Source organism: Streptomyces sp. NPDC017246, from assembly GCF_044331325.1.
In the GTDB taxonomy this organism is placed as follows: domain Bacteria; phylum Actinomycetota; class Actinomycetes; order Streptomycetales; family Streptomycetaceae; genus Streptomyces.
The window spans coordinates 183,283-208,018 of sequence record NZ_JBIRMW010000004.1; the positions used below are offsets into that span (position 1 = coordinate 183,283).

Sequence of the window (24,736 nt, forward strand, 5' to 3'; positions counted from 1 at the left end):
GAACGGCGTGACCAGCGACACCCGGCTCCGCGAACTGCTGCGCGGCGCCGCATGGATACCGGAGGACGTACGCCGGGCCGACGGGTACGAGCGCGTCGACGAGGCCGTCCTCGCCCCCGGGGCGACGCTCCTCGTCGTCTCCCCCGTCGGAGGTCCCGCGCACGGCAGGCGGCTCCTCGTCCCCGTGAGCGGGGACGGCTCCGGCCGCCTCGGCGAGGCCCAGGGCACGACCGCCTTCGACCGGGCCTGCGTCCGGCTCGTGGCGGCCGGCGGGCGGCTCCCGACCGTTCGCGGCGGACACCTGGAGTTCCGCGGCCGCGGCACCCCCGTCGACAGCGTGGAACCACTGCCCTTCGAGCAGGGGTGGTCCTCGAACTCGCTCTCGCTCATCGACATCGACGGTCTTCCGCACCTCCACAAGACGTACCGCACGCTGGGGGCGGACGTACGGGAACCCGAGCTGCTGCGGCTGATGAACGACAGCGGCCGCACCCCGCGCTGGTTCGGCGACTACAGCTATCTGCCGCCGGGAGGGGAGGAGCGGCTCCCGCTCGGGGTGATCTACGCGTACGCCCCGGGCAGCGGCATCGACGCGCCGCTCCGCGAGAACCTCCGCTCGCTGTGGCCGAAGCTCCTCCCGGGCACCGAAGGGGAACCCCTCCCGGGGACCGGCCCGAAGGAGTCCGTCGAGGACCTCGTCCACCGCCATCTGGCTCCCCTCGCCGACCCGCTGCACACGGCCGGCCGCTTCCTCGGCGCCTTCCACGAGGATCTGCGGCTTCGGCTCGGCGGGGGCACCGCCCCGCCCGACTACCCCGTGCGGCGCGCGCTGCGCGCCGCCGAGGAGCGGACCGCCGCGCTGGCGGAGCGGGCGAGGACCGAACCACGGCTGCCCTCGCCGACGCTCGCCGGGGCGTTCCGCTCGATCACCTCGGAGATCGAGCGGCTGCGGGAGGCCTTCGACACCTCGGACACCCGCTGGTCCGCCGGGCCGTGCCACGGGGACCTCCACCTGTCCCATCTGCTGTGGGACCCGCCGCGGCTCATCGACATCTCCACCCCCGGTACGGGTCCGGACGATCCGGGCTGGGCCGAGCAGTCGCCGCTCGAGGACGTCGTCGCGCTGCAGCGCGCCCTGGAGTACTTCAGCGCCGACGAGGCCGCGTTCGAGAGCGCGCGGATCCTGGGCGTCGACTCGACGGAGACGATGCTCGGCGCCCTGGACGGCGCCCCCGGACTGCCTCCGGAGCAGCGCTCCGTGCTCCTCCTCGTCTTCGAGGCGGCGGACACCTGGCGCCGGAGAGTCGTCGAACTGCTGCTCTCTCCCGTCCTCCCCGAGTTCCCCGACCTGCCCGGGATCCCCGGTCTGCCCGAGGCGTCCGGCCCGGCCGGGCCCCCCGTCCTGTCCGACGCGCCGCTGCGCCGGCTGCTCTACCTGCGCCGACTGCTGCACGAGCTGGACTACAACTTCGCGCACGCCCGGCCGTACCACGCCGCCATCGACCTGCGCCACGCGCTCGCGCTCGGCCCGGTCGGCAAGACGCCCCCTAGCCACCACGAGGTACTGACGTGAGTGACGCGACCGCGGAACCCCTGCACATCATCGAGACGTACTTCGAATGCTGCGGGTTCGACCACACCTTCCTCCAGGGCGGCACCTCGGTGTACCTCTGGAACCTCTCCCGGGAGTTCGCCCGCAGGGGCCACCGCGTGTCCATCGTGACGCCCGCGCACGGACGCCTGGACGACCTGCGCGGTCGGCACACGGTCGAGGACCTCCCCTACGACGACCGGTACACCCTTCCCCTCGTCCTCGACCCCGAGGTGTGGAAGGGGTTTCCGGGCGAGGTGCCCGTGGAACTGCGCACCACGGCCCACCGCATCCGCCTGGAGGGTGTCGACCTCTACTTCCTGTCCAACGAGTACCTGGACCGGCTGCCCGACACCTTCTACCCGCCGTACGCGGCGAAGGGCAACGACCTCACCTTCTTCAAGCCGCTCGTCTTCCAGGTCGACAGCGTGCGCTTCCTCCGCAGCTGGTTCGCGGACGAACGCGCGGTGGTCCACGCCCATGAGCCGTACTACCACTACCTGCTGCCGCCCGCGCTGAGCGGCGACCCGCTGAAGAGCGTGGTGACCACCGTGCAGAGCAACATGCCGATCACGAAGAAGGTGTACGCCCCCGAGGTCCGCCGGCTCCTCGCCGAGCTCGGCGCCCCGCCCCTGCCGGACGAGCCCGGACCACTGCCGGCCGGCGAGCACGAGGCCCAGCGCCAGTACCAGGAGCGCACCCATCTCCACTACGAGTACCGGCCCGGCCATCTCACGGTCTACGACCTGGTCGCCGACCACTCGGACCGCATCGACTTCCTCTCCCCCGGACAGCGGGACTTCTACAGCACCTTCCGGGACACCCCGTTCGAGGAGCTGTTCGCCGCGCTCCCCGTCGCCGGCACGGTCCGCCGCAACGCGCACAAGCAGTTCGTCGGCGGCTGCGCGATATCCGACACCTGGCTCGCTCGGGACCCCGGGGCGGTGGACCGGGCCGAGGTGCTCTCCGGGCTCGGCCTGGACCCCGCGCTGCCCACGTTCTTCCACAACGCCCGGTACGCGGTGCACCACAAGGGCCAGGTGGAGCTGTTCCGGGCCGTCGACCAGGTCCTCTCCGAGGGCCTCGCCGCCAACTTCGTCCTGCGCTGCATCTCGCCGACCGGCATCGCCGACCCGTACGTCCACGACGTCGCGAAGAGGCATCGGGGGCGCGTGCACCTGGAGTGGGAACGCGTCGACGAGGGCGGGGTCTTCGCCTACGCGGCGTCCGCCGACTTCTGTGTGTTCCCCTCCAAGTTCGAGATGGACACGTTCCTGATCGCCCAGGGCGAGGCCATGGCCTGCGGGGCCGTGCCCGTCGCCACGGCGCAGTGGGGCATGGCGCACTTCCTGCATGCCGCTCCGCGGGACACCGGGACCGGTTTCTCGGTCAACCGCTCGTTCGCCGAGGAGGACTCGCTCCTCGCCGACGCCCTCGTGGACCGCTTCCACCAGGCCGTACGGCTCTTCCACGACCGGCCCGAGGAGTACCGCGCCCTGTCGGCGCGTTCGCGGGAGGTGGCGAGCGCCTTCACCTGGGAGCGCTGCGCCGATCTGCACCTGGAGGTGTTCGAGGAGCTGTGGCGGGGCACGGCGCCCGAGCTCTCCGCCGACGACGCCCTGCGCCACGGCTGGTTCGATCTCCTGCCGGACCGGGTCTGGTCGGAGCGGCCCGACGAGGTGCTCGCGGCCGCCGTGACGGCCGGGGACCTCGCCGCCGTCGAACGTCTCGGCCCCGTCGGCGACGCGCTCGCCCACCGCCTCTTCGGCACCGCGTGGGAGCGCGCCGACTTCGCGCTCTGCGAGGAGGTGCTGCGGCGGTGGCCGGAGGCGGTGCCACCGGGCCCGCGCGCGGCGCTGCGCGACCGGTGCCTGCCTCGGGGGGAGGGGCTCGTCTACCGGCTCCCTCACGCGGAGCGGGTCGAGCTGGTCGTACCGGCCCCCCGTGCTCCGGACGGCCGTGCGGAGGCCGAGGTCACCCGGTGGACGCGTACCGCCGAGGGCGAGTTCTCGGGCCCCAGGCCGCCGGCGGGCTCCGACGCCCGGCTGCTCCTGACCCTGTCGAACGGCCGGGTCGCCTGGGACGTGGTGCGTCATGGCTGAGTACGACTCCGTCCGCACCGTGCTGCTGGCCGGTGGGCGCGGCGAGCGCATGGGCCGCCTCGGCACCGGCCGGCTGAAGCCGCTCGTGCCGTACGGCGGCGCGTGCCGGCTCATCGACTTCAGCCTGGCCAACGCGCGGGACTCGGGCATCGGTGAGGTGCTGCTCCTCTCGCAGTACGAGGAGCGCCGGCTCATGGACGATCTGCGCACCGCCTGGAACGGTGTCTCGCCCGGCTTCCGGGTCCACTTCGGGCCGTACGACGCGGCCTACCGCGCGGCGGGCGGGGAGCTGCCCCCGCTGCTGCCGGAGCGCACCTGGCCCCTGGAGCGCGGCACGGCCGACGCCCTGATCCGCAAGGGCGACCACATCTTCGGTGCCGGGACGAAGCATGTGATGGTGCTCCACGCCGATCATGTCTACCGCTTCGACTACGGGCCGCTGATCAGGCGGCACATCGAGGGGCGGGCGGCGCTCACCCTCGCGTACCAGCGGATCGACCCGCGCTGGGTGCATCTCTTCGGCATGGTCGACTTCGATGCCGACGGGTACCTGACCGGCTTCGTCGAGAAGCCCGAACACCCCACCACTGACCTGGTGTTCGCCGCCTTCTGCGTCTTCGACGCGGAGGTGCTGGAGCGCTTCCTCCGGGAGCTCGACGGCACGGACTGGCAGCACGACATCAGCAGGGACGTCATCCCGGCGATGCTCGCGGCGGGCGAACGGATCCTCGGACACCGGGTCGAGGGTCACTGGGAGGACATCGGGACGGTGGAGCGCTACCACCGCGCCCATCTCGCCATGACGCGGCCCGGGGCCGCCCTGCCGGTGGACGCGCTTCCCTGGACGGTCTCGCCCCGCCTCGCCCGCTCCTGGGTCGAGCGGGCTCCCGGCGTCGAGCGTTCCGTCGTCCCCTTCGACCTGGTCAGCCGCGGGCGGGTCGAGGACAGCGTCCTCTTCCCGGGGGTGCGGATCGGGGCGGGGGCGCGGGTGCGGCGCAGTGTGCTGCTGCCCGGCGCCGTCGTGCCCGACGGGGCCGACGTCGACTCCGCGGTCGTCCTGGAGGACGGCTTCGTCCAGCGCGTCGAGCCGGCGCCGAACGCCGCACGCTGAGGGAGCACAGACATGCACATCATCAACTTCTCCTACGAGTGCGGTGGTTTCGACACCCGGCTGATGCGCGGGGGTCTCTCACCGCTGGTGTGGAACCTCTCGCGCGAGTACGCGTCCCGGGGGCACCGGGTCTCGATCGTCACGCCCTCGCACGGACATCTCGACCGGCTGCGCGAGACGCACCCGATCGAGGACCTCGGCTACCGCAGGGACCACACGGTGCCGCTGGTGCTGGACCCCAAGGCCTGGCCGGGCCGGCCGTCCGAGGTTCCACTGGCGCTGACGACGCGGGCCCACCGGCTGCGGCTCGACGGCGTGGACGTGTACCTCCTGTCCGACGCCCAGCTGGACCTGCTGCCGGACCGGCTCTATCCGCCGCCCGGCTCCGAGGGCCGGGACCTGTCGTACTTCAAGCCCCTGGTCTTCCAGGTGGCCGGGCTGCGCTTCCTGCGGGAGTGGTTCGGCGACGGGGCCCACACCCCGGCATCTCGTGCGGAGCCCGCCGTCGTCCACGGCTTCGAACCCTCCTACCACTACCTGGTCCCGCTGGTGCTGCGCGACGACCCCCGCTGGCGGTGCGTCAGCACGGTGGCGGCCAACGCGCCGATCACCCAGAAGGTCTACCGGCCCCAACTCGAAGCCCTGCTGGACGCGTTCGGCATCGACACCACCGCCCGCGGTGACGGCCCGACCCCGGGCCTGGACGCGTGGGAGGACGTGCCGCCGCCCGAGGACTCCCCCGCCGCCGCCATGGTCCGGTCCCTCGCGGCGACCCGGCTGCACACCGAGTACGGGCCGGACCATGTGGGCGTCTTCCCGCAGATCCTCGCCCACGCCGACCTCGTGGACTTCGTCTCACCCGGCCAGCGCGACTACTACAGCACCTTCGCCGACACCCCCATGGAGCGGTACGTCGGGTCGCTGCCGGTCTCCGGGCTGCTGCGCGAGCACGCGGGCAAGCTGTTCGACGGCGGCTGCGGGGTGTCGGACCACTGGCTGGCCGGGGACCCCTCGGCGGTCGACCGGGACGCGGTGCTGCGGTCGATGGGACTCGATCCCGCCCGGCCGGTCTTCTACCACGCGGCACGGTACGCGGTGCATCACAAGGGTCAGTTGGAGCTCGTCCGGGCCGTCGAGGAGGTGCTCGACGGCGGCGCCGACGTCAGCTTCGTGCTGCGCTGCGCCACGGGCGCGGGCGGCATGACCGAGGCGCCGCCGGCGAACGCGTACTTCCAGCGGGTGGCCGACGCCCACCCGGACCGGGTGCGTCTGGACTGGCGGCTGGTCGACGAGGACGTGCTCTTCCAGGAGGCGGCCTGTGCCGACTTCTGCGTCTATCCGTCGAAGTTCGAACTCGACGGCTTCCTCATCGCCCAGGCCGAGGCGATGGCCTGCGGCGCGGTGCCGATCGCCACGGCGCAGCGGACCACGGCCCACTTCGGCCACGCGCTGCCGCCGGAGGATCCCGGGGCGACCGGCTTCGCCGTACGCGGCTCGTTCCGTGACGACGACCGGGAGCTCGCCCGTCTCCTCGCGGACCGGATCCGGGAGGCGGCCCGGATGTTCCGGGAGGCACCGGCCGACTACGCCCGGCTCTCGGCCGCCGCCGCGCGGACCGCCCGCGGCTTCACCTGGAGCGAGAGCGCGCGGCGCCGTCTGGACGTCTTCCGGGAGCTCCTGGACGACGTCCCCCGGAGCCTGCCGGCCCGGGACGCGGTCCGGTACGGCTGGTTCGACCTGCTCGACGAGGAGTCCTGGACCACGCACCGCGACGCGATCGCGCGGCGGGCCGGGGAACTCGGTGACGCCGCGGCCTACGGGCGGTGCGCGGAGCTCGACGGGGCCGTGTACGAGCGGCTGTTCGCGGCGGCGTACCGGCGGGCCGACTTCGTCCGCTGCGCCCAACTGGCCAGGGCGGCGGACCGGGACGACCTGATGGCCCCGGTCCGCACCCGCTGCCGGGTCTCCCCCGCCTCCGCGGGCGCGCCGCACCGGGTGGAGTATCACCATCCGGGGCTGGTCGCGGTCGATGTGGTGGTCGAGGCCGACGGGCTGCCGCCCGCCGCGCCGGACCGGCCGGCCGGCCTCGGGCGCCCGGACCCGGCCGAGTCGGCGGCGGAGGCGGCCGTCTCGGACGAGCCCGTGCCCGGAAGCGGGTCGACGGGGCTCGCCGCGCTGCGGCGCGATGCCGACGGCGTCTTCCGGGGCGAGGTCCGGGCCGGTTCCCCGCGGGGCGGTCTCGTCCTCCGGCTCACCCTCGCCGACGGCCGAGTGACCTGGGACGACGTCGCGGTGCCGGAGAACCCTCCCTACCGTGTGGTGGCGACGGACCTCGACGGGACGCTGCTGCGGGGCGATCTGACCGTCTCGGAGCGGACGCTGGGCGCGCTGGCTCTCGTGGCCGCGTCGGGGGCCCGGCATCTGGTCGTCACCGGCCGTCCGGCCGCCGCGTGCCGGGAGCTCCTCGGGTCCCTCGGCTACACGGGGATCGCCGTCTGCGGACAGGGCGGTCAGCTGTACGACGCCGGAGAGGACCGGCTGCTCGCCTCGGCGACGCTGGACACGGCCCTGGCGCGTTCCGTCGTCGAGCGTGTCGAGGCCGTCCTCGGCCGGCTGGAACTCGGTGTGGTCACCTCGCCGCCCGAGAGCCGGTTCAAGGTCACGCCGGGGTTCGGCGAGCGCGTCCGCCACGGCTGGGACGTCACCTCCGACCGCGACCTGCTGTGGGACGCGCCGATCGACAAGCTCGTCCTGCATCACCGCACCGTGGGGGACGACGAACTCGCCGAGACGGCACGGGGTCTGTGCGGTGGCGAGGTGACGGTCGTGCATTCCGTGCGGGGGATGGTCGAGGTGCTGCCGTACGGCATCACCAAGGGCACCGGTGTCGCGCTGGCCCTGGACCTGCTGGGGTGCTCGCCCGCGGAGACGGTGTCCTTCGGCGACATGCCCAACGACATCCCGCTCCTGGCGCTCGCCGGTCACGGGGTGGCGGTCGCGAACGCCCATCCCGCGCTTCTGGCGGTCGCGGACGAGATCGCCCCCGCCAACGAGGAGGACGGTGTGGCCTCGGTGCTCGAGCGTCTCTTCGGCGCGGCCGTGACGCCGATGGGAGGCGCCTCGTGAGCGACCCGTTGATCCGCCTGGCCGAGGAGCTCGGGGTGGCGACCGGCTACCGCACGGACCGCGGGAGGGAGGTCACCGTCCCCCGGGACACCCTGGTGGCGGTGCTCGCGTCCTGCGGTGTCGACGCCTCCACGCCGGCCGCCGCCAACGCCGCGCTCGACGCGCGCCGGGCGGAGCGCGCGGGGCGTCTCGTACCGCCGTGCGTCGTGGTGAGGGGCCCCGGTGGTCCCCGGCCGGTCCTGCCCGCCGGGGCCCGTGCCGAGGTCCTCTGCGCCGACGGCCGGGCCCGCGCCCTGGACGAGCCGCTGCCCGTGGGCCGCCACACCCTTCACGTCGAACACGCGGGGCGGCGGGACAGCGCGGTCCTGCTGGTCGCGCCGGAGCGCCTGGCGGTTCCGCCGCGCTCCTGGGGCTTCCTCGTCCAGTCGTACTTCCTGCTCTCCCGCAGGTCCTGGGGAATGGGCGACCTCGGGGACCTCGGCGAGCTCGCCTCCTGGGCGGGCCGGGACCTCGGGGCGGACTTCGTCCAGCTCGGGCCGCTGCACGCGATGGAGCCGGGGCCCCTGCCGGACCCGTCGCCGTACCGGCCGAGCAGCCGGCGCTTCCCGGACCCGATGCATGTGCGTGTGGAAGCGGTTCCGGAGTTCGCGTACCTGCCCGAGGGACCGCGCCGACGGGTCGGCGCGCTCGCGTCCCGGGCGGCGGCCCTCAACTCCGCCGTCCTGGCCGGGGACTCGCTCATCCGCCGGGAGGAGGTGCGCGAGCTGAAGCGGCGCGCCCTGCGCGAGGTGTTCGAAGTGCCCCGCGGCCCGGGGCGGGAGGCGGCGTTCGCCGCGTTCGTCGCCAGGGAGGGCGACGCCCTCGGGGACTTCGCCACCTGGTGCGCCCTGGCCGACGTACACGGCCCGGCCTGGCGCTCCTGGCCCGCCGCGCTCCGCGACCCGCGGTCGGCCGCGGTGGCCGAGGCCCGGCGCGTGCTGTCCGGCGCCGTCGACTTCCACCTGTGGCTGGCCTGGATCACCGACGAACAGCTCGCCGGCGCGCAGCGCGAGGCGCGCGCGGCGGGCATGAAGGTGGGGCTCGTCCACGACCTCGCGGTGGGCGTGGCCCCGGAGGGGGCGGACGCCTGGGCGCTGCGGCACTGCCTCGCGGACGGTATGTCGGTGGGCGCCCCGCCCGACGACTTCAACCCCCGGGGCCAGGACTGGGGGCAGCCTCCCTTTCGCCCGGACGCACTGGCCGCCGAGGGCTACCGGCCGTTCGCCGGGCTGCTGCGGGCCGGGCTGCGGCACTCGGGCGCGCTCCGCGTCGACCATGTGATGGGGCTGTTCCGTCTGTGGTGGGTGCCCGAGGGGCGGCCGCCCGCGGAGGGCACGTACGTCCGTTACGACGGTGACGCGATGCTGGCGGTCCTGACGGCGGAGGCCGAGGCCGCCGGGGCGTTCGTCATCGGGGAGGACCTGGGAACGGTCGAGCCGGGTGTACGCGAGGAGTTGGCCGGCCGCGGCGTCGTGGGGACCGCGGTGCAGCGCTTCGAGTACGAGGGCGGTTCCGAGGGCAGGCTCGGTCCCCTGCCTCCGGAGCGGTGGCGGGAGAACTGCCTGGCGACGCTGACCACCCACGATCTGCCGAGCACCGCGGCGTGGCTGAGCGGGGAGCATGTCGAACTGCGTTCTTCGCTGGGCCTGTTGACCCGTCCCCGGGAACAGGAGAAGGCCGAGGCGGCGGAGGAGCGGGACGGCTGGATCGCCGAATTGCGGCGGTTGGGGCTGCTGCCCGATCCCGCCGGGGAGGTCGCCGCGCTGCACGCGTACCTGTGTCTGACCCCGGCCCGCATGATCGGCGTCTGGCTCCCGGACACGACGGGCGACCGCCGGCCGCAGAACCTGCCGGGCACCGCGGCGGCGCACCCCAACTGGTGCCTGCCGATGTCCGACGAGCACGGACGTCCGGTCTCCCTGGAGGAGCTGACCGGGGCGCCGCTCGTCCACCATCTGGCCCGGATCTTCGGGGAACGGCCGGAAGCACACCGAGTGACTACCGAGGAGAGACATGGCAAGCCGGGTTCTTGCTGACCACGAACGGCTTTCGGGTGTACGGGAGGACGCCGACGGTTTCAGTCTGCTCGCACCGGACGGCACCGGGTACCGGGCGGACCTCGTCCCGGGGGTGCTCTCCCCCGGCAATCCGGCGCTCGCGCGCGCGGTGGGCGGGCGGCGGGTGGTCGCGTTCCTCGGGCCGACGGTCGACCGGCTCTACGGGGCGGCGCTGCGCGGCTATCTGGAGGCGACGCTGGCCCCGGGGTCCTGGACGGTCCACGCCATCGACACCGGCGAGCGGAACAAGACCCTGGCCACGGCGGAGCGGGTGTGCTCGCTCGCCAAGGCCGCGGGGCTCGACCGGCACGGTGTGATGCTGGCCCTGGGCGGTGGCATCGTCTCGGACGTCGTGGGCTTCGCCGCGTCCATGTACGCGCGGGGCATCCGCTACGTCCGGGTCAACACGACCCTGGTCGGGCAGGTCGACGTGGGCGTCGGGGTGAAGACGGGCGTCAACGCCCTCCACACGAAGAACATGTTCGGGGCCTACCATCCGGCGCACGCCTCGCTCAGCGATCCCGCGTTCCTCGGCACTCTGCCGGTGCGGGAGATCCGGTGCGGTCTCGCGGAGATCGTGAAGATGGCCGTGATCCTGGACGAGGAGCTGTTCCGCACGCTGGAGCGGTATCCGGAGGCCTTCCGCCGGACCGGCGCACCGCCCACGCCCCCTGAGGTGGAGACGTACGTCCTGCGCACCTCCATGCGGCTGATGATGGAGGAGCTCTGCCCGAACCTGCGGGAGCACCAGCTCGCCCGGCTCGTGGACTTCGGGCACACCTTCAGTCCGGTCGTCGAGACGGCCGGGGACCACCGTCTGGAGCACGGTGAGGCCGTCGCCGTCGACATGGCGCTCTCCGCGTGCCTGGCCCTGCGGCTCGGGCTGCTCGACGAGGAGGGCTGCGACCGGATCATCGGGCTGCTGACGCGCATCGGGCTGCCCGTCTTCGACGCCGCCACCTGCACACCCGAGTTGATGACCCGCGCCCTGGAGGAGTCCTGGGAGCGGCGGGGCCGCAAGCTGCATCTCGTCGTCCCCACGGCCGTGGGGAAGGCGACGTTCGTCGACGAGCTCGGGGACGTGCCGCGCGAGGTCCTCGCCCGGGCGCTCGACGACCTCGCCCTGCGGGCCCGCCACGCCGAGGAGGGGATCCGGCCGTGACCGTGCAGCGGGTCAATCTGCGCGAGCTCCTGTCCGCCAAGCCGCACGACCACGGCGGCGAGGGGACGATCCTCGCCCACCGCGTCTTCGCCCGGGGTGCCGGTTCCGGCGCGGACTTCGTCGACCTGGCAGTCCTGCCCCCGGGGACCTCGATCGGACGCCACCGCCACGGCCGTGACCGCGAGACGTACATCGTCCTCAGCGGCGGCGGCCTCATGTACCGCGACGGCGAGGAGTTCCGCGTCGAGGCGGGCGACATCGTCGTGAACGCACCGTTCGGCGAGCACGGTCTGAGCAACGACTCCGACACCGACCTCGCCCTGCTCGTCTTCGAGGAGGCCCTGCATGACGCCGCTGACGGGTGACATCACCGTCATGGATGTCGGAGGCACGACCCTGCGCGTCGGCGCCTTCGGCGACGGACGTCTCACGCACGTGCGGCGGATGCCGGTGGACGGCATGGCCGCGCACCCCGGCGAGTCCGTCGCCGCGCTCCAGCACCGTGTGATCGAGCAGATCGTGCGCGAGGCCGGGCGGGCGCGGGACGGGCGTCCCGGCGCGGGCCCCGCGCTCGGTATCGCCTTCGCCGGCCCGGTCGGCCGCGACGGAACGGTCCTCGGCGCGCCGACGGTCTGGGGCGAGGGCGGCGAGCCGCTGCCGCTCCAGGCCCTGCTGAGTTCCCGCCTCGACGTGCCGGTGGTGGTCGTCAACGACCTCACGGCTGCGGCCTGGCGGTACGGCACGGAGGAGTCCGCCCCGTTCTGTCTGCTGACCGTCAGCTCCGGTATCGGGAACAAGGTGTTCCGCGACGGCGACGTCCTCCTCGACGCCGAGGGCCACGGGGGCGAGCTCGGCCACTGGACGTACGACCGCTCGCCCGACGCCCCGCTGTGCGACTGCGGCGGGCGCGGGCATCTGGGGGCGATCGCGTCGGGACGCGGGGTCCTCGCCGCGGTGCGGCGGGCGGCCGTCGCCGATCCCCCGGCGTACGCGGACTCGGCCCCGGCCCGCGCCGGAGCGGCCGACCCGGCGAGCCTCACCAATCCGGAGATCGCCGCCGCCGTCCGGAACGGCGACCCGTTCGTCACCTCGGTGCTGCGCTCGACCCTGGTCCCTCTCGCCGCCGCCGTCGGCGCGGTGTTCGCCGCGATCGGGGTCCGCCGCTACGTCCTCATGGGCGGTTTCGCGCTCGCGATCGGCGAACGCTACCGGGAGCTCCTCGTGGAGGAACTCCTGCGCCAGGGCTGCTTCGGCCTGTCGGCGGACGAGGTGGACGCCATGGTGGTCCTGGGCGCCGAGGACGACGACCACGGACTCGTCGGCATGGGGCGGCTCGTGTCCCGCCGGCTCGGGGATCCCGTCCGTCCGTGGAAGGCGGCAGTCCGTTGACCTCCCTCTCGGAGCCCGCGCCGGACGCGCCGCTGGACGTCCTCGTCGTCGGCAGTGGTTTCGTCGGTACGGAGATCGCCCGCCGGCTCGCCGCCGAGGGGCACTCCGCGACCCTCGCCTCCCGCGGGCGGCCCTCGGTCGCTCCCGAGACGTACGGCGCGCGCTGGACCGCGCTCGACGCCACCGACGCCTCGGCATGCGCGCGCGTGGTGCCGGCGGTCGGACCCATTGCGGTCGTCCTGGTCCACGGCCCCTCCGACGTCACCTGGTGCGAGGCGCACCCCGAGGAGGCGGCCGCCGCCCACGCGGCGGCGACCGGGAACATCGCCGCGCTGCCGGGCCTCGACCGTGTCGTCATGATCTCGACGGACAACGTGTTCGACGGCTCGTCGCCGCACAACGTCGAGTCCACGCCCGTCGCCCCCGCGAACGCCTACGGGGCGGCCAAGCGGAACGCCGAGCGGCTGCTGCTCTCCCGTGCGGCCGCCCCGGCCACCGTCCTCCGTGTCAGCCTCGTCTACGGCCACGAGCCGGCCGGTGGCGAGAAGTGGCTGAACTTCTTCTCGTCCTGCGCCCATCGGCTGGCGCGGGGCGAGACGGTGGAGGCACCGGACGACCAGTGGACGACCCCGGTCCTCGTCGAAGACGTCGCCGCGGTGACGTCCATGCTCCTCGCTCAGCCCGGCGCCCTGCCCCCGGTCCTGCATCTCGGCGGCCCGGACCGCGTCTCCCGAGCGGAGTGGGCCCGGGTGATCGCCGCCTCCCTGGGCGTTTCTCCCGAACTGGTGCGGGCCGTCCCCCGGGCCTCGGGCCGCTACGCGTCCCGGCCGGAGAACGCCTGCCTCTCCAGTACGCTCCTCGCCTCCGTACCGGGGATGGACGCCGTCCCCCTGCGGGACGTGGCCACGGCGGCGGCCGCCCTGGCCCCCGCGTTCCTCGGCGGCGTGGGCGGCCGTCGGGACGCCGGCCGGACCGCCTGACACCGATACCGGGAGGGCCGGGTCCGTCGTACGACGGACCCGGCCCTGCGCTCGGCCGGTAGGCCGCCGGCCGTCAGCGGCGGCTCAGACGCGGTCGGCCGCGATCAGCACGTACTGGAAGGAGCCGTCCTTGTAGGAGTTGATGAACGCCTCCTCGATGCCGGTGACCAGGGACGAGGTGGCGCGCAGCTCCCAGTACGGCAGGGTGTCGGGCGTCAGGTCGATGACGGCCTGCGGCACGAGCCGGTTGTCGGCCATCGCCCGGAGGTACTCGCGGCGGGAGTGGATGTTGCACTCGAAGTGCGCGTTGATCTGGGAGACCCACTTCGAGGGCTGGCCGTACCGCGGGTTCCAGCAGCCGGTGATGGTCACATAGCGGCCGCCGACCTTGAGGAAGCGGGAGTGCTCGGCGAACAGGTCGTCCAGGTCGACGTACATGCTCGACTCGTTGTTCCACGAGCCGGCGATGCTGCCCTTCTCGAACGGCGTGTCCAGCATGTTGCAGACCTGGGCATGGACGTGGTCGTCGATGCCGAGCTCCTTCGCGCGGTTGTTGCCGAACGCGGCCTGCGTGGAGGAAAGGGTGACGCCCTCGACCTTGCAGCCGAAACGCTGGTGGGCCATGACGCTCGAACCGCCGCGGCCGCAGCCGGCGTCCACGAGCGTGTCGTCACGGCCGATCACACCGAGGTTGTCCAGGAGGACCTCGGCCTGCGCGGACTCCAGCCGGTGCAGCTCGGCGATCAGCTTCTTCTCGTACGCGCTGTCCTCGGTGTCCCCGAGGGCGGCGTGGTCGACGTCGCCGATGCCGTAGTGGTGGTGGTAGAGCCCGTCCACATCGCCCAGGCGCAGGTTCACGGGCCTGGCCTCGTTGTTCCAATAACGGGCGATGTCACCCTGGTACGGCGTCGCCGGGGAGGGGACGAACGCGGAGGCGCCGTTGACGGTGGTGAACTCGGTGCTGGTCACAGATAATTCCATTTCTTACCAGAAATCGGGCAGGCTGTAGCGATAGGTGTTGGTCTGGTGCCAGTAGTGGTTGCCGTCGACCCACACGGCCACTCCCCTGAGGAAGCGCAGCACGGTCGGGACGGGGCAGGCGGCGGCGAGGGCCGCGGCCTCGGCTTCGAAGTCGCGCATGAGGTCGTTGTGGACCTCGACCGCCTTCAGATAGCCCTCGCGGTCGGAGACGCCCTCACGCTCGGCGATCACCACCGGCAGATTCAGGTGCTTGCCGGGGCTGGCCAGTTCCTTCGTGTACGAGTACAGGTCGTTCACGATGGTGGTGGCGTTCCCGGCGAGCGCGAGGACGCGCTGCATGGCCGGCTGGGCGTGCAGGTCCGCCGGCAGTTCGTAGCCGCCGACGGAGTCGGTGATGGTGGGGCAGGGGCGGAAGTTGTTGAACTGCCGCATCGCCAGGTACTCCCACACCTCCGGCACGTGGTCCGTCTCGGCCCAGGCGGCCTCGGCGAGATAGCCCAGGTGCAGCCGGGCCATGTCGTGCCGGAACCGGTCGGCCTGGGAGGGGGTGGCCTGGCCGGCGAAGTACTCCATGGCGGAGCGGTAGGCGCGCCGCGGGGCGTCCGCGTGCAGCGACTCCGCCCACAGCGGCTGGTACTCCTTCGTCGTGTGCAGCGGGTCGAGGGCGGTGTGGGCGAGGAGGAGGCGTCCGCCGAGGCCGATGGGCGAACCGCCGTGGTCCTCGCAGTAGCAGTCGTCCACGGCGTTCTCGGCGACCATCAGACGCGTCGCGAGCATCACGTGCTCGACGGTCGGCGCGTCCGGGTGGCAGGCCACCATGTAGCGCCCGACGGAGAAGCCGTCGAACTCGCCCTCCCAGTCGTCGGGGTACAGCTGGACCTCGTCGAGCGCCCAGGACTTGATCCTGCGGCTGACCTCGTCCACCCGCACCGGGTCGGGTTCGGGTACCGGGTGGAAGTAGAGGCCGGGGATCGGCCGGCCCTCCACCGGGGCGGGCGCCGTCGGTTCCGGCGGGGCCGGGGCCTCCACGTGCCGGGCCAGGGACAGGCCCGCCGTGCCGAGACCGGAGGGACCGCGCGGGATCCATCCGAGATCGGCGTGGTGCGGCGTGGCCACGGCGGCCGTCACGGCCCCGGCGGCAGGGGCGGCCTCGGCGGCCGGGACGGGGTCTGCGGCCGGGACGGTGTCCGCGGGAGCCGCGGCCCGCGCCAGGACGTGGGTCCCGAAGTGGGCGGCGGCGGTGGGCAGGCTCGACTGCAGAGGGGAAAGCCCGGGTTCGGGCATCCGTGACTCCTTGGTGAGGGGGTGGGCCGACCGGGGTCCCGGGCACACTCGGCGGGCCCGGGAGGGTCCGGTCTCTTCGTGGCCGCCGTGGCGGCCGCGGGACAGCGCCTGGGGGTGTCTTGTCGATCACGCCGCGAGCCCGGCCCGATAGGCAGGACGCCCCTCAGTGCCTGCGGGCGATCTCCACGTTCTCGAGGACGCCCAGCGCGTTGGGCACGAGGATGGCGGCGGAGTAGTACGTGGTGACGAGGTACGACATGATCGCCTGCTCGCTGATGCCCATGAAGCGGACCGAGAGACCGGGCTCGTACTCCTCCGGGAGACCGGTCTGACGCAGACCGATGACGCCCTGGTTGTCCTCGCCGAGGCGCATGGCGAGGATCGAGCTGGTGTTCTCCTTGGTGATGGGGATCTTGTTGCAGGGCAGCAGCGGGACGCCCCGCCAGTTCAGGACCTGCCGGCCTTCGAGGTCGACGGTGCCGGGGTTGAGTCCGCGGGCGTTCCACTCGCGCCCGATCGCCGCGATCGTCCTGGGGTGGGCGAGGAGGACCTTCGTGCCGCGTCGGCGGCAGAGCAGCTCGTCGAGGTCGTCCGGGGTCGGCGGGCCCGAGTGGGTCTGGATCCGCTGCTTGAAGTCGGCGTTGTGGAGGAGGCCGAACTCCCGGTTGTTGATCAGCTCGTGCTCCTGGCGCTCGCGCAGCGCCTCGATGGTGAGCCTGAGCTGCTCCTCGGTCTGGTTCATCGGCCCGTTGTAGAGGTCGGCGACCCTGGTGTGGACCCGCAGGACGGTCTGCGCGACGGACAGCTCGTACTCGCGCGGCTTGAGCTCGTAGTCGACGAAGGCGCCCGGCAGCGCGACCTCGCCGACGTGGCCGGCCGACATCGCGATCTCGGCCTCACCGTGCCGGTTCTGCCGCTGGAGCGGGAGCGAGCTGAACTCCTCGATGTGGGCCTGGAGGCCCGGCGCCGAGGCCAGCACGGCGGCGAACTCGGCGCGCGAGAGGGTGAGCAGGGTGCCCGAGGTCTCGGCGGTGGCGGTGTAGTCCCATCGGGCGTCGGCGTCCAGTAGGGCGTTCTCACCGAACCGGTCACCGTCGGCGAGCACCGCGACGGCCACGTCGTCGCCGTACTTGCCGAGGGAGGACTGGTTGATCCGGCCGTGGGCGATCAGGTGGATCTGCTCGGCGGGGGTGCCGCGTTCGACCAGCACCTCGCCGGCGCTGAAGTCGCGCTGGACGCACCGGCCGGCCAGCACGTTCAGCACCTCCTCGTCCTCGTAGCCGCGCAGCAGCGCGAGTTCGCCGAGCTCACGGGGGATCACCCGGACGTGGGCACCGTCCTGGACGAACTCGATGCGCCCGTCGCCGACGGTGTAGCTGAGCCGGCGGTTCACCCGGTAGGCGCCACCCTTGGTCTCCACCCAGGGGAGCATCCGCAGCAGCCAGCGGGAGCTGATCTCCTGCATCTGCGGGGCGGACTTGGTGGTCGTGGCGAGGTTCCGGGCAGCCGCGGTGCTGAGGCTGGACTGCTTCGGCCGGTCCAGCTGTGCGTCCGGGCTCGTGTCTGCGGTCATGGGGCGGGCTCTCCTTCGCAGGGGGTGGTGACCGGCGCACGGGTGCCCCGGTCGGTGAAGAGGAGAAAGAGGAAAAGGGAGGAGAAATCTCTGGGAATCCGTCCAGATCCCGGGGAACAGTAACGGTCCGTACACCCGGTACACCCCATCGGACCGAGGGCATTACCTCGAAACGGCGATCTTGCTTCGCGGGAGGTTTAAGCAGGCGAACACCTGTATTCGGACGGCCTGGCCGAGAGCCCGCTGATACCCGGCCGCAGCCCCGCCGGCGCAACACGGGGACGCATTCCACTATTGCGACAAAAGCGCCCAATACGGCTAGATTCCGCTCGGAACAGCAAGTCGCCCGAGGACCCCTCCAGTCGCCATCGAGGTAGGCCATGTCGAACGCCGATACGAGCAAAGACGCCGCCACCGCCGGGGCACCGCCCGCGGCCAAGCTGACCCTCGTCACGCTCACCGCGATGGTCGTCGGATCCATGGTGGGCGCCGGCGTGTTCTCCCTGCCACGGCGGTTCGCACAGGAGACGGGCGTCGCGGGCGCGCTGATCGCCTGGGCGATCGCCGGCTTCGGCATGCTGATGCTCGCGTTCGTCTTCCAGGCGCTCGCGGTGCGCCGCCCGGACCTGGACGCCGGTGTCTACGCGTACGCGAAGGCCGGTTTCGGCGAGTACCTGGGCTTCTTCTCGGCCTTCGGCTACTGGGCCAGCGCCTGCGTCGGCAATGTGACGTACTGGGTGCTCATCATGTCGACGATCGGCGCGATCTGGCCGGCGCTCGGCGACGGCGACACCGCTCTCGCGATCATCCTGTCCTCCGCCGGACTGTGGGCGTTCTTCCTGCTCATCCGGCGCGGGGTGAAGGAGGCCGCGGCGATCAACCGGATCGTGACCGTGGCCAAGGTCGTGCCCATCATCGTCTTCGTCATCCTGGCCCTGTTCTCGTTCGATCCGTCCGTCTTCGCCGACAACTGGGGTGGCGCCGACTACGCCGGCTCACTGTTCAACCAGGTCCGCGGCACCATGCTCGCCACCGTCTTCGTCTTCCTCGGCGTCGAGGGCGCGAGCGTGTACTCCCGGCACGCCAAGCGCCGTGAGGACGTGGGCCGGGCGACGATCCTGGGCTTCCTCAGCGTCTTCTCCGTCTTCGCCTCGGTGACCATCGTGTCGTACGGGATCCTGCCGATGAGCGAGATCGCCGAGCTGCGCCAGCCCTCCATGGCGGGCGTCCTGGAGGCCGCCGTCGGCACCTGGGGCAAGGTCTTCGTCAGCGTCGGCCTCATCGTCTCCGTCCTCGGCGCCTATCTCGCCTGGACCCTGATGGCCGCGGAGGTGCTCTTCGTGGCGGCCAAGGACGAGGACATGCCGCGCTTCCTGAGCCGCTCCAGCGGCGACGACGTACCCGTCCCGGCCCTGCTGATGACCACGGCCCTCAGTCAGGTCGTGCTGGTCGTCACGGCCTTCTCCGACGACGCGTTCAACTTCGCCCTCGACCTGACCAGTGCGCTCAGCCTCATCCCGTTCCTGCTCGCCGCCGCGTTCGCGGTGAAGATCGCCCTGCGACCCGCGCAGGAGAACGTCGCGGGCGAGAGCACCCGGCGGGAGCTGGTCGTCGGCGTCCTCGCCACGGTGTACACGGCGTTCCTGCTGTACGCGGCCGGGCTCAAGTTCGTCCTGGTCTCCTTCATCCTCTACGCGCCCGCGACCTTCCTCTTCGTCAAGGCGCGGCGCGAGCAGGGCAGGCGGCTCTTCTCCCCGCGCGAGCTCGTGATCCTCGCCGTCTCGATCGTCGGCGCCGTGATGGGGATCGTGGCGCTCGCGGCGGGCTGGATCAGCCTCTGATCCCCCTCCCTCGACCTGCTCCGGCTCTCCCTCCCTCCTTCGCCCTCCCTCCTTCGCCCTCCGCCCCTTCGCCCTCCGCCCCTTCGCCACCCGCACCGAAAGGCCCCGCATGACCAGCAACGACGCTTCCGTCGAACCCGCGCTCGGCGTGTACTCCGAGGTCGGACGGCTCCGTAAGGTCCTTGTCTGCTCCCCGGGGCTCGCCCACCGCCGGCTCACCCCGACCAACTCGGACGACCTGCTCTTCGACGACGTGATGTGGGTGGAGAACGCCCAGCGCGACCACGCCGACTTCGTCAACAAGCTGACCCAGCGGGGCGTCGAGGTCGTGGAGCTGCACGAACTCCTCGCCGAGACGATGGCGATCCCCGAGGGACGGGCCTGGCTCCTCGACCGGAAGATCATCGCCAACGAGGTCGGCCTCGGTCTCATCGAGGACACCCGCGCCTTCCTGGACGCCCTGCCGCCGCGCGAGCTGGCCGAGTACCTCATCGGCGGTCTGTCGACGGCCGACCTGCCCGAGGAGTTCCGCTCGGGGTACGTCGCCCTCGCCCGCGAGGCCACCGGGGCCCGCGAGTACCTGATGCCGCCGCTGCCGAACACGCTCTACACCCGCGACACCACCTGCTGGCTGTACGGCGGCGTGACCCTGAATCCGCTGTACTGGCCCGCCCGGCACGGCGAGACGCTCCTCATGAAGGCGATCTACACCTTCCACCCCGGCTACAGGGACGCCGCGGTCTGGTGGGGCGACCCCGAACAGGACTGGGGCCAGGCCACCTTCGAGGGCGGCGACATCATGCCCGTCGGCAACGGCGTCGTCCTCATGGGCATGAGCGAACGCACCTCCCGGCAGGCCATCACCCAGGTCGCGGCCTCCCTGTTCAGGAACGGCGCCGCCGAACGGGTCGTCGTCGCGGGCATGCCGAAGCTCCGCTCCGCCATGCACCTGGACACCGTCTTCACCTTCGCCGACCGTGACATCGTCACGCTCTACCCGAAGATCATGGACGCGGTGCACACCTTCACGCTGCGGCCCGGCGACCAGGCTCCCGGGGTCGAGATCACCGACGAGGGGGGCACCCCCTTCGTGGACGTGGTCGCCAAGAGCCTCGGGCTGCCCCGGCTCCGGGTGATCGAGACCGGCGGGGACGTGTACGCCTCCGAGCGGCAGCAGTGGGACAGCGGCAACAACGCCGTCGCCCTCGAACCCGGTGTCGTCTTCACGTACGACCGGAACACCCAGACCAACACGCTGCTGCGCAAGGCGGGCGTCGAGGTCATCACCATCGTCGGCGCCGAACTCGGCCGCGGCCGCGGCGGCGGCCACTGCATGACCTGCCCGCTGATCCGCGACGCGGTCGAGTTCTGACGGCACGGCACGGAACTGGGCCACCCCGTCCCGGGGTGGCCCAGTTCCGTGCCGGCGGGGTCAGTCCATCGGGTCCGGGCCCGCCAGCTGCTCGGCGAGCTGCCGCTCGCTCTCCTCCGACAGCGACGTCTTGAGCACGGTGCCGCCGAACTGCTCCACGGCCGCGGCGAACTTGTCCTCGGTGACCTTCGAGGCCATGACCACGACGGCCGAGGAGCCGGGCGCCAGCAGCGACTGGACCTTCTCGCGGAACTTGTTGTCGACGCCCGTCTGGCTCAGCTTGCCGATGAGTCCGCCGAGGGCGGCGCCCACCACGCCGATCCCCGGGGTGAGGATGATCATGCCGAGGACCATGCCCCAGAGGGCACCGGCGGTGGCGGAGAGGGCGACCCTCCCCTCCCTCCGGGCCGGGGTGTCCACATGGGTCTCCCCGTCGGCGTCCACCGTGACGACGGCGATGCCGGTCAGCTCGACCACATCACTGTCCTCCAGCTTCTGCACCGCGGCGAAGGCCCTGTTCGCGACGGCTCGATCCTCGTAGCCGAGGACGATGAGTTCGGACATACCGCTCTCCTCCTGAGTCAGTACCGCTGCGCCTTGGTGAGCCTCGGGGTGAGCACCGGCTCGGGAGGCTGCCTGCTGATCACCAACGGCTGTTCGCGCTTCCCCGGTTCGAGGTCCTCGACGCCGACGAACTGCGTCTCGACGACCTTGCCCGAGGGGTCGAGGAAGTCGACCTGTACGGCGTAGGAGGCCTCCTCGTCCGTCTTGTTGGTGATGGTCAGGACGACGGTCAGCACACCTCCGGTGTCGGCCCGGGGCTTGCCGGTCATACCGACCTCGCCCAGCGCGTTGCCGCGGCCCTGCACGTCCTTCAGGACCTCCTCGGCCTGCCGGCGCGAGCGCTCGATCTCCGCACCGATGGACGCCTTGCGCTCGGCCTCCCGCGCGGACGCCGAGGCCGCCGCCGAGGAGGCGGAGGCACGGGCGGACTCGACGACCTCGGAAGCCGAGGAGGCGACGGAGGAGGGCAGTTCGCCCGAGAAGCCGGCCGTGTCGGGTGCGGTGGGGCGTTCGCTGACGGTGGTGCCACCGGTGTCGTCGTTCCCGGTGTCGCAGGAGACGAGGGCCGTCGCGCCGAGGGCCGTGACGACGACGGCGGCGGCCGCGCTCACCGCCCGTGCGCGCACCGACCGCCTCGTCCTCGCCGATGTGGGGTTCACAGGATGAGTCCTCTTCCGTCTCCGTGGTGCGGTCGTGATCGTCGGTCGTCGATCGCGGTCGTGGGGCGTTGGTCGTGGGGTGTGGGTCGCGGGTCAATAGCGCAGGACGGCGGCGACGCGGCCCATGTCGAGGAGGGTGTCGTCGCGGACGAACTGGACCTCGGCCCCCGTGTCGAGGGCCCTTTCGACGATCTCGTCGACCATGTCGTCCCGCGTCTCGGCCTCGCCGGGCTCGGCGGGCTCCAGGTGCCCGCCCTCGTCCCGTACGACGGTCCGGTAGTGGTCCTCGACGGCGAGCAGCCGGATCCGGCCCTCCTTCACGGCCTGCCACACCTCGTCGATGCCTCCGGCGAACTCACGGCGGCCGCGGCCGGCGTCCAGCTCGGCCAGGACGGTCGTCGCCGCCGCGGCCTCGCGGGCGGTCCTGGCGGGCTCGACGGCCTCCCGGACGGCCGCGGACGGTCCCCGCGCGAGCCCTCCGTGGTGGACGGGCGTCACGCCCGGCCGGAGCGGCCCGGTCTCCTCCAGCAGGGCGAGGGCGGGTGGCTCGCCGATCACGTACAGCGGGCGCGGCTCGGAGGCGAGGACGGCGCTCAGCGCGGTGTGCGCCTCGCGCAGGAACTGGCGGGTGGCCTCGTCCTGGAAGGTGCTGGGCAGGTCTCCGACGCGTTCCTCGCGCTCCGCGTCGGGGTCTTCGAGGCTGCGCACGAGCGGGAAGCCGTCCCCGGTGTGCTCGGTGACCCGTTCGGGGCTGCAGCTCCACAGCGAGACCCGGTCGGCCGCGACCGCGAGCGCCCAGGTGGGCTGTTCGGCGGCCTGGGCCGCGACGAGGTTCCGGGTGAGGAAGGTGTCGGCGAGGACGACGCGTTCCGGGACCGTCCGGGCCACCGTCCACACGTAGTGCTCGCCCGGGGCGGCGAAGATCACCAGACCGTCCTCGGCGTGCGCGAGGTCGACCTCGGCCACGGCCCGGCGCAGCTGGTCCAGGACGTCCTCGCGCCGCTCGCGGGTCACCGCCGGGTCGTCCTTGACCGCCTTCTCCGCCGCGGCCACGAGGTTCCGGAGGCGGACGGGGTCCTGGGCGTTGTCCGGCTCGCGGCGGTGGGTGGGCATCACGAGGGACACGGCGGGGTACGGGCGGGGCTGGCGCAGCTTCGCGAGTACGTCGCCGCTGAGCGCGGGTTCCATGGCGGTACCTTCCTGGCGGATTCCGGGGGTGGGGCGGGGTGGGGCGCCCTACGGGGGCCGGCTACTGGGGGCCGGCGAGCTGCTCGGCCAGTTCCTTCTCGTCCTCGTCGCTGAGCGAGGTCTTGAGGACGGTGCCGCCGTGCGGCTGCATGGCCACGGTGAACTTGTCGTCCGTGAGCTTCGAGGCCATGATCACGACGGCGGCCGAACCGGGCGTGAGGAGGTCGGCCACCTGCCGGCGGAACCGCTCGTCGACCCCGGACTTGCTGAGTTTGCCGACCAGGCCGCCGAGGGCCGCTCCGGTCAGCAGCCCGACCCCGGGCAGCAGGAAGAGAAGACCGAAGATCGCTCCCCACAGGGCCCCGGATGCGGCGGAGACGCCGACGATCCGGCTGCTGGTGTCGACATGGGTCCGGCCCTCGGCGTCCACGGAGACGACCGCGAGACCGTTCAGGTGCACGACGTAGTCCCGCTGCAGGTCCTGCACCGTCTCGAAGGCCCGCCCGGCCACCTCGGGGTCGTCGTATCCGATGACGATGAGCTCAGCCATTCCCGCCTCCTCGGAGAAGGGATCCTCACGGTCTCCCTTCCTGCGGAGAGCCCCGGACGGCCTCTCCGGGGCCACGAGATGCCATCCTGTCCCGATATGTACGGGGTCGCGACTCGTGCTCGCCTCAACGGGCGTAACAGAGGTGGTCCGGCGCGCGGGGGCGCGTCCCCACGGCTGCGGCCGGTGGACGCGAGAGCGCACCGTCCCGGTGGTGGCCTACGGCTTCCGCAGGGCGGTCAGCTCCACGTCGACGGCCTCCCGCAGGAGGGCGCGGGCGTGGTCGATCGCCAGGCCGCCGCTCAGCCAGCGCATGCTCAGACCCTCCAGGAGGGCGGTGAGCCGTTCCGCGGCGGCGGCGAGGGTGGCGGCCGGCGCCATCGGCCGCACCTGGCCCAGCAGCGCGGCCACCTCCTGGACCCACACCAGGGTCGCCCGGGCCAGGTCCTCGCGCAGGACGGGGTCGAAGACGGCGCTCGCCCGCAGTTCACCCCAGGCCGAGCTGTTCTCCCGTACCTCCGGGGTGTCCTGGAGTTCCAGGAGGAGGACCTCGTCGAGCTCCTCGCGGGCCGTGAGCGGCTCCGCCTCGGGATCCCGTTCGGTCGTGTACCGCTCGGCGCGGTCGTTGATGAACTCCAGGGTGTGCCGCAGGATCCCGGTGCGGTCCTTGAAGTGGTAGTAGATCAGGCCGGTGGAGACCCCGGCCTCCGCGGCGAGTTCCTCCACGCGAAGCCCGCGGACCCCGCGCCGGGCGATGACCCGGGCGGCCGCTTCCAGGATCTGTGTACTGCGAGACGCCATGCGGTGAACCCTATCCGGACGACAGGGCGCGGTGATCTCCACGGCCGCCCTTCCCCGCTTACGCCCCTCCTGCCGCCGAACGCTCCCGCGTTTCCGCCCCCGCGGTCCCCGGCGCCGAGCTCGTCGCGTCCGTGCGCCGATCGGGCGGGGGCGGCCCACCGCACCGAGGCCGTCATTTGACTGAAAATCCAGTCAGTGCCAGAGTGAGGCCACGGCCCACCCCCACTCACGTCTCGGGCACCCCGGCTCCGCACACCCCGTACGCCGGTCTCCCGTGTGAGGCCCAGGCCCGCGAATCCCGGCACACCGCGCGCGTCATCTCGATCCGCCCGCGGCCGCTGGATAGTCTCGCCAGCCCATGATCGGAGC

At 72.5% G+C, this 24,736-nt stretch carries 19 protein-coding genes; 11 read left to right on the top strand and 8 right to left on the bottom strand.

Annotation, left to right across the window (positions count from 1 at the left end):
- Window positions 1-7: 7 nt before the first annotated feature.
- The 9 genes from ACH4MY_RS11595 to ACH4MY_RS11635 are packed head-to-tail and all read left to right on the top strand — an operon-like array spanning window position 8 to window position 13,557.
- The gene (locus ACH4MY_RS11595) at window positions 8-1,573 is read left to right on the top strand and encodes a phosphotransferase (protein ID WP_398000955.1); all 1,566 of its coding nucleotides are present in this window, start codon (window positions 8-10) and stop codon (window positions 1,571-1,573) included.
- Window positions 1,570-3,693: a glycosyltransferase gene (locus ACH4MY_RS11600; RefSeq protein ID WP_398000958.1), complete on the top strand. Its 2,124-nt coding sequence runs from the start codon at window positions 1,570-1,572 to the stop codon at window positions 3,691-3,693. Before ACH4MY_RS11595 ends, ACH4MY_RS11600 begins: the two co-directional genes overlap by 4 nt.
- On the top strand, window positions 3,686-4,804 hold the full coding sequence (locus ACH4MY_RS11605; protein WP_398000961.1) for a sugar phosphate nucleotidyltransferase: 1,119 nt from the start codon (window positions 3,686-3,688) through the stop codon (window positions 4,802-4,804). Before ACH4MY_RS11600 ends, ACH4MY_RS11605 begins: the two co-directional genes overlap by 8 nt.
- Window positions 4,805-4,816: 12 nt before the next feature.
- Complete coding sequence (locus ACH4MY_RS11610; RefSeq protein WP_398000963.1) at window positions 4,817-7,930, top strand: HAD-IIB family hydrolase; 3,114 nt, start codon at window positions 4,817-4,819, stop codon at window positions 7,928-7,930.
- On the top strand, window positions 7,927-10,005 hold the full coding sequence (gene malQ / locus ACH4MY_RS11615) for a 4-alpha-glucanotransferase (protein WP_398000966.1): 2,079 nt from the start codon (window positions 7,927-7,929) through the stop codon (window positions 10,003-10,005). The genes ACH4MY_RS11610 and malQ overlap by 4 nt, the downstream gene beginning before the upstream one ends.
- Complete coding sequence (locus ACH4MY_RS11620) at window positions 9,983-11,188, top strand: sedoheptulose 7-phosphate cyclase (RefSeq protein ID WP_398000969.1); 1,206 nt, start codon at window positions 9,983-9,985, stop codon at window positions 11,186-11,188. Before malQ ends, ACH4MY_RS11620 begins: the two co-directional genes overlap by 23 nt.
- Window positions 11,185-11,553 (top strand): cupin domain-containing protein, encoded by a 369-nt coding sequence (locus tag ACH4MY_RS11625; protein WP_398000971.1) that lies wholly within the window; start codon window positions 11,185-11,187, stop codon window positions 11,551-11,553. Before ACH4MY_RS11620 ends, ACH4MY_RS11625 begins: the two co-directional genes overlap by 4 nt.
- Window positions 11,534-12,577, top strand: a complete 1,044-nt coding sequence (locus ACH4MY_RS11630; protein ID WP_398000973.1) for an ROK family protein — start codon at window positions 11,534-11,536, stop codon at window positions 12,575-12,577. Before ACH4MY_RS11625 ends, ACH4MY_RS11630 begins: the two co-directional genes overlap by 20 nt.
- On the top strand, window positions 12,574-13,557 hold the full coding sequence (locus tag ACH4MY_RS11635) for an SDR family oxidoreductase (RefSeq protein ID WP_398000975.1): 984 nt from the start codon (window positions 12,574-12,576) through the stop codon (window positions 13,555-13,557). Before ACH4MY_RS11630 ends, ACH4MY_RS11635 begins: the two co-directional genes overlap by 4 nt.
- Window positions 13,558-13,641: 84 nt before the next feature.
- On the opposite strand, the gene ACH4MY_RS11640 is transcribed toward ACH4MY_RS11635, so the two are convergent.
- The 3 genes from ACH4MY_RS11640 to ACH4MY_RS11650 form a co-directional block, all read right to left on the bottom strand.
- The gene (locus ACH4MY_RS11640) at window positions 13,642-14,538 is read right to left on the bottom strand and encodes a geranyl diphosphate 2-C-methyltransferase (protein WP_398000977.1); all 897 of its coding nucleotides are present in this window, start codon (window positions 14,536-14,538) and stop codon (window positions 13,642-13,644) included.
- A 3-nt stretch (window positions 14,539-14,541) separates the two neighbouring features.
- On the bottom strand, window positions 14,542-15,822 hold the full coding sequence (locus ACH4MY_RS11645) for a family 2 encapsulin nanocompartment cargo protein terpene cyclase (RefSeq protein WP_398000980.1): 1,281 nt from the start codon (window positions 15,820-15,822) through the stop codon (window positions 14,542-14,544).
- Window positions 15,823-15,985: 163 nt separating this feature from the next.
- A complete protein-coding gene (locus tag ACH4MY_RS11650; RefSeq protein WP_398000982.1) occupies window positions 15,986-17,395 on the bottom strand; it encodes a family 2B encapsulin nanocompartment shell protein in 1,410 nt (469 codons plus the stop codon).
- A 380-nt stretch (window positions 17,396-17,775) separates the two neighbouring features.
- Here ACH4MY_RS11650 and ACH4MY_RS11655 point away from each other — a divergent pair, with 380 nt between their 5' ends.
- A complete protein-coding gene (locus ACH4MY_RS11655) occupies window positions 17,776-19,236 on the top strand; it encodes a basic amino acid/polyamine antiporter (protein ID WP_398000985.1) in 1,461 nt (486 codons plus the stop codon).
- A 109-nt stretch (window positions 19,237-19,345) separates the two neighbouring features.
- Complete coding sequence (locus ACH4MY_RS11660) at window positions 19,346-20,608, top strand: arginine deiminase (protein ID WP_398000987.1); 1,263 nt, start codon at window positions 19,346-19,348, stop codon at window positions 20,606-20,608.
- A gap of 60 nt (window positions 20,609-20,668) precedes the next feature.
- On the opposite strand, the gene ACH4MY_RS11665 is transcribed toward ACH4MY_RS11660, so the two are convergent.
- From ACH4MY_RS11665 to ACH4MY_RS11685, 5 genes are all read right to left on the bottom strand, one after another.
- The gene (locus ACH4MY_RS11665) at window positions 20,669-21,172 is read right to left on the bottom strand and encodes a DUF1269 domain-containing protein (protein ID WP_398000990.1); all 504 of its coding nucleotides are present in this window, start codon (window positions 21,170-21,172) and stop codon (window positions 20,669-20,671) included.
- A 17-nt stretch (window positions 21,173-21,189) separates the two neighbouring features.
- Window positions 21,190-21,798, bottom strand: coding sequence for an FxLYD domain-containing protein (locus ACH4MY_RS11670; protein ID WP_398000993.1), 609 nt, complete (start codon window positions 21,796-21,798; stop codon window positions 21,190-21,192).
- Between the two features lie 126 nt (window positions 21,799-21,924).
- A complete protein-coding gene (locus ACH4MY_RS11675) occupies window positions 21,925-23,019 on the bottom strand; it encodes a chemotaxis protein (RefSeq protein WP_398000995.1) in 1,095 nt (364 codons plus the stop codon).
- Window positions 23,020-23,080: 61 nt separating this feature from the next.
- The gene (locus tag ACH4MY_RS11680; RefSeq protein WP_398000997.1) at window positions 23,081-23,569 is read right to left on the bottom strand and encodes a DUF1269 domain-containing protein; all 489 of its coding nucleotides are present in this window, start codon (window positions 23,567-23,569) and stop codon (window positions 23,081-23,083) included.
- Between the two features lie 216 nt (window positions 23,570-23,785).
- Window positions 23,786-24,367, bottom strand: coding sequence for a TetR/AcrR family transcriptional regulator (locus tag ACH4MY_RS11685; protein WP_398001000.1), 582 nt, complete (start codon window positions 24,365-24,367; stop codon window positions 23,786-23,788).
- Window positions 24,368-24,736 lie beyond the last annotated feature (369 nt).

Bases quoted from the DNA above. Each gene is read 5' to 3' on its own strand.
- ACH4MY_RS11605 (WP_398000961.1), top strand. From the start codon at position 3,686: ATGGCTGAGTACGACTCCGTCCGCACCGTGCTGCTGGCCGGTGGGCGC.
- ACH4MY_RS11610 (WP_398000963.1), top strand. From the start codon at position 4,817: ATGCACATCATCAACTTCTCCTACGAGTGCGGTGGTTTCGACACCCGG.
- ACH4MY_RS11620 (WP_398000969.1), top strand. From the start codon at position 9,983: ATGGCAAGCCGGGTTCTTGCTGACCACGAACGGCTTTCGGGTGTACGG.
- ACH4MY_RS11630 (WP_398000973.1), top strand. From the start codon at position 11,534: ATGACGCCGCTGACGGGTGACATCACCGTCATGGATGTCGGAGGCACG.
- ACH4MY_RS11640 (WP_398000977.1), bottom strand. From the start codon at position 14,538: ATGGAATTATCTGTGACCAGCACCGAGTTCACCACCGTCAACGGCGCC.
- ACH4MY_RS11645 (WP_398000980.1), bottom strand. From the start codon at position 15,822: ATGCCCGAACCCGGGCTTTCCCCTCTGCAGTCGAGCCTGCCCACCGCC.
- ACH4MY_RS11650 (WP_398000982.1), bottom strand. From the start codon at position 17,395: ATGACCGCAGACACGAGCCCGGACGCACAGCTGGACCGGCCGAAGCAG.
- ACH4MY_RS11655 (WP_398000985.1), top strand. From the start codon at position 17,776: ATGTCGAACGCCGATACGAGCAAAGACGCCGCCACCGCCGGGGCACCG.
- ACH4MY_RS11660 (WP_398000987.1), top strand. From the start codon at position 19,346: ATGACCAGCAACGACGCTTCCGTCGAACCCGCGCTCGGCGTGTACTCC.
- ACH4MY_RS11665 (WP_398000990.1), bottom strand. From the start codon at position 21,172: ATGTCCGAACTCATCGTCCTCGGCTACGAGGATCGAGCCGTCGCGAAC.
- ACH4MY_RS11675 (WP_398000995.1), bottom strand. From the start codon at position 23,019: ATGGAACCCGCGCTCAGCGGCGACGTACTCGCGAAGCTGCGCCAGCCC.
- ACH4MY_RS11680 (WP_398000997.1), bottom strand. From the start codon at position 23,569: ATGGCTGAGCTCATCGTCATCGGATACGACGACCCCGAGGTGGCCGGG.
- ACH4MY_RS11685 (WP_398001000.1), bottom strand. From the start codon at position 24,367: ATGGCGTCTCGCAGTACACAGATCCTGGAAGCGGCCGCCCGGGTCATC.